We start from the raw sequence: 8,081 nt of genomic DNA, 5'->3' as shown, positions 1-8,081 counted from the left end.
GATCCCTTATCCGGGCAGCCCGTTTACGGGCCGTAAGTAACGAAGTTTGATGCAAATGTCAGATCGTATGCGCCTGTTAGGGCGCGGCTGGTAAGAGAGCCTTACAGGCGCATCTGAAAAACCTCCGGCTATGCCGGAGGATATTTATTATATCAGGCAAAAATCGTCATCAGATAGGCGGCAAATAAAGCCAGATGCGCCGCGCCGTTTAGCACGTTGGTGCGTCCGGTAGAGAACGAAATATGGCACAGCACTAACGAGGCTACCATCACTACCATTTCCGGCGCGCCTAAACCAAACACCAGATCATTACCTGTCGCCCAGGCGATGAGCGTGACGACCGGCACGGTTAATGAAATCGTCGCCAACACCGATCCGAAGAACAGATTCATTGCCCGCTGAACCTGATTATTCAGTACCGCCTTCAGCGCGCCCAGTCCTTCCGGCGAGAGAATTAACAGCGCGACCAGGAAACCGGTAAAGGCGACCGGGGCGTTCATGCTGGTCAACAACGCCTCCAGCGGGCTGGCATTCATTTTGGTAACGGCAATGACCGCAATTAAATGAATGAGTAACCAGACCGTATGCCAGCCGCTACTGTGCGCGGAGGGTTTACCGTGGTGTGGATTGTCATCATCGCCTTCATCTTCATGTTCATAGATAAATAAGCTCTGGTGCGTTTTGGTTTGAATCAACAAAAATACGCCGTACATCGCGGCGGAAATTAACGCGACCAATAATGCCTGACCGGTAGAGAAATTGGCTTGCGGCAATGCCATGGGAAAAACCAGCACAATAATCGCCAGCGGAAACAGCGCGATAAGATACTGCTTAATCCCGAATAAATTCATATATTGCGTTGCGAATTTACGCCCGCCCAACAACAACGAGAAACCGACCAGTCCCCCGGTGACAATCATAATAATAGAGTAGAGCGTATCACGCATAAGCGTTGGCGCAGCATCGCCGGTGGCCATCAGCGCTGAAATTAAACTCACTTCAAGAATAACGACGGACAGGCTTAAAATAAGCGATCCGTAGGGTTCGCCGAGTCGGTGCGCTAATACATCGGCATGACGGACCACGCTAAATGCGCTGCTTAAAATACCAATAAGTGCAAGGATATTGATGCCAATAACCACTGGTAGTGACTGGCTGCTTCCCCAAAGGAACAGCACTACCAGCGCAAGAACCGGGAAAATAAGCGAAGTCTCCTTATGGCGGGTTTTCACCGCCTCACAGGCATGTGTCATGAGGGTCTCCCTTGTGCAGGTGTTAATATTTTGGAAAGAGTAAAGAAGGTAAAAATAGCAGAAATTTGTATTTTTTTAGCGGTTTTTTACGTAGTTTTACGGCGTGGACGATTTTTTTCTTTCAAGGTCAGTAAAACAACCATCTTGTTTTAACACTGTTTAAATAACAAAAAGTTAATTTCCGTAAAAAGCAAAAATCCTCCTCGACTGGCGTAATAACGCATTGTTTACCACACTTAATGTTTTCCCTGAAGACGGAGGCGCTGATGCCGTATAAAGCCAAAAGTGATTTACCCGATAATGTACGGAATGTTCTTCCAGCCCATGCCCAGGACATTTACAAAGAAGCGTTTAATAGCGCCTGGGAGCAATATAAAGATAAAGCCGATCGTCGTGATGACGCCAGTCGCGAGGAAACCGCACACAAAGTCGCCTGGGCGGCGGTTAAAAACGATTATGAAAAAGGCGAGGATGATAAATGGCATAAGAAAAAATAAACGCGGTATTACTCACGCGTTAGCCTGATTTTCTTGCCGGAAGTCTATCCTGACGCGGGAGCTTTTCCCGCGTACAGATTCAAAATGTCAGCACTTTGTCCGCCGCCAGCGTCCATTGCGCCAGCTCGACCAGCGTTCCGATTTCCACACCGTCAATCAGCGGCAGGGGAGTGATACCACGTCCGTCCGCACAGGTTTTGCATAATTTTACCGGTACGTTTTGCGCGGTCAGAATTTCCAGCATTTGCTGAATATTGTAGCCTTCGGCTGGTTTTTGACCGCGTAACCCTGCGGTTACGGCATCTGACATCAAAAACAGGCGTAAATCGAGATGGCTTTCCTGCTCGCGCAGCGCAATGGCCAGACGCAGGCTATTAAATAATGATTCGCTGCCGTAGGCGGCGCCGTTAGCGATAATGACGATATTTTGCATGGATAACCCTTCTCCTTGAGAAATTTTGTCGGCAATGGCGTTATGTTACCTCGGGAACCGGGTGCCGCCAAATGCGTGGATAAAATCCCGGGACGCTCTGCGGAAAAAATAAGGATATTCCTGGAAGCACGAGAAAAGGCTGCAAAACCTGTCCGGACACGTTATGGTTTACTCTGATGCCATTCCTCTTATCTTTTGTTGTAGAAGTTGCCGACACGTTGAGCCGTATTGTTTTTCGTTCATTCTCACTCTCGCTTCTCTTGCTGACTGCCAGTGGTACGATCTGTGCGCAGGCGCAAGATCCTTTCGATCAAAACCGTCTGCCGGATTTAGGCATGATGCCGGAATCCCACGAAGGGGAAAAGCATTTTGCCGAGATGGCCAAAGCGTTTGGCGAAGCCAGCATGAAAAATAACGATCTGGATACTGGTGAACAGGCGCGGCAATTCGCTTTCGGACAGGTACGCGATGTGGTCAGCGAGCAGGTTAACCAGCAGCTTGAAAGCTGGCTATCAGCCTGGGGCAGCGCCAGCGTTGATATTAACGTCGATAACGAAGGTCATTTTAACGGCAGTCGCGGAAGCTGGTTTATCCCTTTACAGGATAAACAGCGCTATCTGACCTGGAGCCAGCTTGGCCTTACGCAACAGACTGACGGACTGGTAAGCAACGTTGGCGTAGGACAGCGCTGGGCGCAGGATGGCTGGCTTCTTGGCTATAATACCTTTTACGATAATCTGCTGGATGAAAATCTGCAGCGCGCCGGCTTTGGCGCGGAGGCGTGGGGAGAATATTTACGTTTATCCGCCAACTATTATCAGCCTTTTGCCGACTGGCAGACGCATACGGCGACCTTAGAACAGCGAATGGCGCGCGGGTATGATATCAACGCGCAAATGCGGCTGCCGTTTTACCAGCATATCAATACCAGCGTTAGTCTGGAGCAGTACTTTGGCGATAGCGTGGATCTGTTTGACTCCGGAACGGGGTATCACAATCCTGTCGCGTTAAAACTGGGTCTCAACTATACGCCAGTACCTTTGCTTACCATGACCGCCCAGCACAAACAGGGCGAGAGCGGGGTCAGTCAAAATAACCTGGGGCTGACGCTTAACTACCGCTTCGGCGTGCCGCTCAAAAAGCAGCTTGCTGCCAGTGAAGTGGCGCAAAGCCAGTCATTACGCGGTAGCCGCTATGATACGCCGCAACGTAACTCGCTGCCGACAATGGAGTATCGGCAGCGTAAAACGTTAACGGTTTTTCTGGCGACGCCACCCTGGGATCTTACGCCTGGTGAGACGGTTGCGTTAAAATTGCAGGTGCGCAGCGTGCACGGTATTCGTCATTTGAGCTGGCAGGGCGATACACAGGCATTAAGTTTGACGGCAGGAACGGACACCCGCAGTACCGAGGGCTGGACAATCATTATGCCGGCCTGGGATCACCGCGAAGGCGCGGCAAATCGCTGGCGTTTATCAGTGGTGATTGAAGATGAAAAAGGTCAGCGTGTCTCTTCCAATGAGATCACGCTCGCGCTGACTGAACCGTTTATCACGATGCCGGACGATAATCCGCATTGGCAACCGTTCCAGGAGCAATAATTAAAAGATGCGTTCCTGATGTACCCAGACGGCGGCCTCCACGCGCGATTTCAGCTTCATTTTCTTGAGCATATGTTTCACGTGCACTTTGACCGTACTTTCGGTGATATCCAGACGCCGGGCAATCATCTTATTCGGTAACCCCTGCGCGATGAGCTTCAGAATATCGCGCTCACGCGGGGTGAGTTGCGTTACATCGCGATCGGTGGTGGCGCGGTTGGCCCGCAGGCTGGCCGCCAGTACCGGCGTTAACGCTTCACTTAATACCATTTCGCCGGCGGCGGCCTGTTGTAACGCTTTGAGCAAGTCCTCCGGCTCCATGTCTTTCAACAGATAACCGTCCGCGCCGCGCTTTAGCGCCGTGACGACATCTTCTTCATGGTTGGATACGCTGAAAACGACAATACGTCCTGACAGCGCTTTTTCGCGTAATTTATCCAGCGTTTCGAGACCATTCATTCCCGGCATATTCAAATCAAGGAGGATCAGATCGGGATCGAGCGATTCCGCCAGGTCAATACCCTGCTCACCGTTGCTGGCTTCTCCGACCACGCTGATATCGGGCGCCATACTCACAAGCTGCTTTACACCCGTGCGTAGCATCGGATGGTCGTCAATTAACAGGATGGTTGCCGGTTCCTGATTATTCATGGGTATCTCCCTGGGTTTCTGTGAAGTTTGTTTCTGGAATAAAAGTAACAGTGACCTCTGTTCCGCCAGTCTCGCGTCGGCGTACCTGGCAATCGCCGCGCAAACTTTGCGCCCGATCGCGCATGATAATCATGCCGTAGTGATTACTGCGTTCGGCGTTTTCCGGGACGCCGCAGCCATTATCCTGCACTTTTAGTTTGACCTGTTTGCCACATTGCGTCACTGTCACCACCACATCGTCGGCATGAGAGTGTTTAAGGGCGTTGCTGAGGGCTTCCCTGGCAATTTGCAACAGGTGTATCGCCTGGTGTGAAGGCACCAGGCGGGGGGGAAGCTGATAATCCAGTTTTACCGTAAAGCCAAACCGGGCGCTGAACTCCTGGCAGCTTGCCTCCAGCGCCGGACGTAGCCCGGGTTCCGTCAACTGTAACCGGAAAGTGGTTAACAGTTCGCGCAGTTGCGCCCAGGAGCAGTTCAGCTCATTGCGAATTTGGCTGAGTAACTCACGGCTGCTTTCCGGTAACACGTCGCCCTGCATTTGCAGGCAGCTCACCTGCATCTTCATACAAGAGAGCGACTGGGCAATAGAATCATGCAGTTCGCGGGCAATGGTGGCACGCTCTTCCATGACAATCAACTGCTGCTGGCGCTCCTGATGCCTGTCGAGCGCCAGAGTCGCGGTCAGCTGTTCAACCAGCGTGTCCACCAACTGTTGCTGATCGTGGCTGAGATGGCGTCCATAGGGCAGCGTTGCCAGCAAAATACCGTATTGGGTGTGAGAATCGGTGAGCCGCCATTTTAAGGTGGTGCCGCCGTTAATCATCGGCAGGGCGCTACGTGGGCAAAGGTGGCAGCCTTTATCATCGCAACTGATGTCCGACTGACAGGTAAATTCCTGGTGATTATCTTCATCTTCCAGGTCATAGACTCGCAGCTCAATATCATGCAACTGGGTTAAATTTTGCAGGCCATTCAGTACCGGTGAAAGACGCTCACATAGCGGAGCCGGTGAATGCAGCCGGCGGTTGGCTTGCCACAAAAACGAGAGAATCTGATTTTTATGTTCCAGACCGGCTGTTTTTTCCTGTACGCGCTGTTCCAGTACCGCATAACTTTCGGCCAGTTCTTCAGACATATTATTGAGCGCAGAACCCAACGCGGCCATCTCATTGCGTCCACTGATATTGGCACGTTGGGTAAAGTCGCGCTGACTGACGGCGCGCGCCATTGATAACAACTGTTTCCAGGGCTGCAAAAGGCGAACACGTAGCCAGATAATCGTAAATACCAGCAATAGCGCCATAAAGATCGCCATTACCCGGTGAACTAATACCACGCGTTCGATACGCAATTCAGTAGTATGGTCGAACGACGTCACCAGGCGATCCAGGCCCGCTACAAAGCGCGTGACATCTTCTGCGACCGCGTGCGCGTTTTGCGCGTGCTGTAGCCCTGGCGAGAGTTCGTTATGCCAGTAATCCTGCAACGCTTTAAGCTGCTTCTGCTGCCCGTCTCGCTCAGCGGCGCGGGTCAGTTCCGGGCTGAATGCCGTTTGCTCCATCTCATCCAGCAGCTTTTGATCTTTAGTATCCAGCGGGACAGCGGCCAGTAGTCGATAGCTTTGCATACGCAATGAGCCCGCTTTATTAATCGCATGAGCGCTACCCTGTACGCCCTGAACCAGCCAGCCGGAAACCGCCATCCCCGCCACGCCGATAGCGGTAGAGAGCATGACAATCAGCGCCAGTTGGTTAACCAGCGTAAGAGGAGAGAAACACCGTTTAAACATGTTACCTTCTTTCTTCGGGGTAATGTCGCCGAAAAAGCGTAGCAAAAAAGAGGGGCGTCAATCGGCTGTGCCGCTATTCTCAACGATACAGCGGAGTATACCCATACCTATAACGAGTTACTCCTTAATTGCCGCCGTAGAGAGGTATCTGCGACGGGAAGGAGTAGACAGACACAGCATGGTGAAAAACCACAGCTTTTTTACCAAAATAGCCTACTCATTAAGGGTAATAACGCTTTTTAGTCGCCGGTGATGACGACTTTTCCTTTGATTTATATCAACTTACCTTCGGCAGTAAACCCTAATGTGGCAGACATCAAATCAAGAATCAGAGGTGTCTATGAGTCACTCATCCGCCCCGGAAAGGGCAACTGGCGCTGTTATCACGGAATGGCGTCCGGAAGATCCGGCATTCTGGCAGCAGCGCGGCCATCGTGTCGCCAGCCGTAATCTGTGGATTTCTGTCCCGTGTTTACTGCTGGCGTTTTGCGTCTGGATGCTATTCAGCGCAGTGGCGGTGAACCTGCCGAAAGTGGGATTTAATTTTACGACCGATCAGCTCTTTATGTTGACTGCGCTGCCATCTGTTTCCGGCGCGCTGCTACGGGTGCCTTACTCCTTTATGGTGCCGCTATTTGGCGGACGTCGCTGGACAGCGTTCAGTACCGGTATCCTCATCGTGCCTTGCGTATGGTTAGGCTTTGCCGTTCAGGATACCAGTACGCCCTTTAGCACTTTCATTATTATTTCCTTGCTGTGTGGTTTTGCCGGCGCGAACTTTGCCTCCAGTATGGCGAACATCAGCTTTTTCTTTCCTAAACAAAAGCAGGGCGGCGCGCTGGGTCTGAACGGCGGTCTGGGCAATATGGGCGTGAGCGTGATGCAGCTGGTTGCGCCGCTGGTGGTTTCGCTCTCTATCTTTGCCGCCTTTGGCAGCCACGGTGTAGAGCAGCCGGACGGTTCTCAGCTCTATCTGGCGAACGCGGCCTGGATTTGGGTGCCTTTCCTGGCCATTTTTACGCTGGCGGCGTGGTTCGGCATGAACGAACTGGCGACGTCTAAGGCCTCGCTAAAAGAGCAACTGCCGGTGCTCAAACGTGGTCATCTGTGGATCATGAGTCTGCTGTATCTGGCGACCTTCGGATCGTTTATCGGTTTCTCCGCGGGGTTCGCTATGCTGTCTAAAACGCAATTCCCGGATGTGCAGATCCTGCATTATGCGTTTTTCGGTCCGTTTATCGGCGCGCTGGCGCGTTCGGCAGGCGGCGCAATTTCTGACCGTCTGGGGGGGACTCGCGTCACGCTTATCAACTTTGTCCTGATGGCGATTTTCAGCGGTCTGCTGTTCCTGACATTACCTACTGGCGGCGTTGGCGGTAGCTTTATCGCATTCTACGGGGTATTTCTGGCGCTGTTCCTGACGGCTGGGCTGGGGAGTGGTTCTACCTTCCAGATGATCTCCGTTATCTTCCGTAAACTGACGATGGACCGGGTAAAAGCGGAAGGCGGGTCGGAAGAAAAAGCCATGCGTGAAGCGGCGACCGATACGGCGGCGGCGCTGGGCTTTATTTCCGCGATTGGCGCGATTGGCGGCTTTTTTATTCCGAAAGCATTTGGTTCATCTTTAGCATTAACCGGTTCGCCAGTCGGCGCGATGAAGGTCTTTCTTATTTTCTATATCGCCTGCGTCGTTATTACCTGGGCGGTATATGGACGTCATTCTAAAAATAAAAAGTAACTTTTGATTATCCTTTGCGCGGCGTTAGACCGCGCTTTTTTTTACCCGCATTTAGTTACAACATACTTATAGTCAAAAAGAGAGGCGCGACAGGGCTGACCACGCTCATCTTTATCGGT

General features: G+C 51.9%; 7 protein-coding genes. 3 read left to right on the top strand and 4 right to left on the bottom strand.

Annotated features, from left to right (window positions below):
• Positions 1–152: 152 nt before the first annotated feature.
• Positions 153–1,253, bottom strand: a complete 1,101-nt coding sequence (gene chaA, locus NA624_RS03790) for a sodium-potassium/proton antiporter ChaA (protein ID WP_000148418.1) — start codon at positions 1,251–1,253, stop codon at positions 153–155.
• A 266-nt stretch (positions 1,254–1,519) separates the two neighbouring features.
• On the opposite strand from chaA, the gene chaB reads away from it, so the two are divergent.
• A complete protein-coding gene (gene chaB, locus NA624_RS03785) occupies positions 1,520–1,750 on the top strand; it encodes a putative cation transport regulator ChaB (RefSeq protein ID WP_001146392.1) in 231 nt (76 codons plus the stop codon).
• Positions 1,751–1,829: 79 nt separating this feature from the next.
• On the opposite strand, the gene NA624_RS03780 is transcribed toward chaB, so the two are convergent.
• Positions 1,830–2,183 carry a DsrE/DsrF/TusD sulfur relay family protein gene (locus tag NA624_RS03780; RefSeq protein ID WP_001179794.1) on the bottom strand — a complete coding sequence of 118 codons (354 nt, stop codon included), beginning with the start codon at positions 2,181–2,183 and terminating at the stop codon, positions 1,830–1,832.
• 176 nt (positions 2,184–2,359) lie between these two features.
• Between NA624_RS03780 and NA624_RS03775 the strand changes: the two genes are divergently transcribed.
• Positions 2,360–3,784, top strand: coding sequence for a YchO/YchP family invasin (locus tag NA624_RS03775; RefSeq protein ID WP_001116354.1), 1,425 nt, complete (start codon positions 2,360–2,362; stop codon positions 3,782–3,784).
• Here NA624_RS03775 and narL read toward each other — a convergent pair whose 3' ends face one another.
• Both narL and narX read right to left on the bottom strand, forming a co-directional pair.
• Entirely contained in the window at positions 3,785–4,435 is a 651-nt protein-coding gene (gene narL / locus NA624_RS03770) for a two-component system response regulator NarL (protein WP_001064598.1), read from the bottom strand.
• Positions 4,428–6,224 carry a nitrate/nitrite two-component system sensor histidine kinase NarX gene (narX, locus tag NA624_RS03765; protein WP_000476260.1) on the bottom strand — a complete coding sequence of 599 codons (1,797 nt, stop codon included), beginning with the start codon at positions 6,222–6,224 and terminating at the stop codon, positions 4,428–4,430. Before narX ends, narL begins: the two co-directional genes overlap by 8 nt.
• Before the next feature lie 340 nt (positions 6,225–6,564).
• On the opposite strand from narX, the gene narK reads away from it, so the two are divergent.
• Positions 6,565–7,962: a nitrate transporter NarK gene (gene narK, locus NA624_RS03760; protein WP_000019849.1), complete on the top strand. Its 1,398-nt coding sequence runs from the start codon at positions 6,565–6,567 to the stop codon at positions 7,960–7,962.
• Positions 7,963–8,081 lie beyond the last annotated feature (119 nt).

The organism is Salmonella sp. NW38 (assembly GCF_051807745.1).
In the GTDB taxonomy this organism is placed as follows: Bacteria; Pseudomonadota; Gammaproteobacteria; order Enterobacterales; family Enterobacteriaceae; genus Salmonella; species Salmonella enterica.
This window is presented reverse-complemented; position numbering and strand designations above follow the sequence as displayed.

Bases quoted from the DNA above. Each gene is read 5' to 3' on its own strand.
- narX (WP_000476260.1), bottom strand. From the start codon at position 6,224: ATGTTTAAACGGTGTTTCTCTCCTCTTACGCTGGTTAACCAACTGGCG.
- narL (WP_001064598.1), bottom strand. From the start codon at position 4,435: ATGAATAATCAGGAACCGGCAACCATCCTGTTAATTGACGACCATCCG.
- NA624_RS03775 (WP_001116354.1), top strand. From the start codon at position 2,360: ATGCCATTCCTCTTATCTTTTGTTGTAGAAGTTGCCGACACGTTGAGC.
- narK (WP_000019849.1), top strand. From the start codon at position 6,565: ATGAGTCACTCATCCGCCCCGGAAAGGGCAACTGGCGCTGTTATCACG.
- chaA (WP_000148418.1), bottom strand. From the start codon at position 1,253: ATGACACATGCCTGTGAGGCGGTGAAAACCCGCCATAAGGAGACTTCG.
- NA624_RS03780 (WP_001179794.1), bottom strand. From the start codon at position 2,183: ATGCAAAATATCGTCATTATCGCTAACGGCGCCGCCTACGGCAGCGAA.
- chaB (WP_001146392.1), top strand. From the start codon at position 1,520: ATGCCGTATAAAGCCAAAAGTGATTTACCCGATAATGTACGGAATGTT.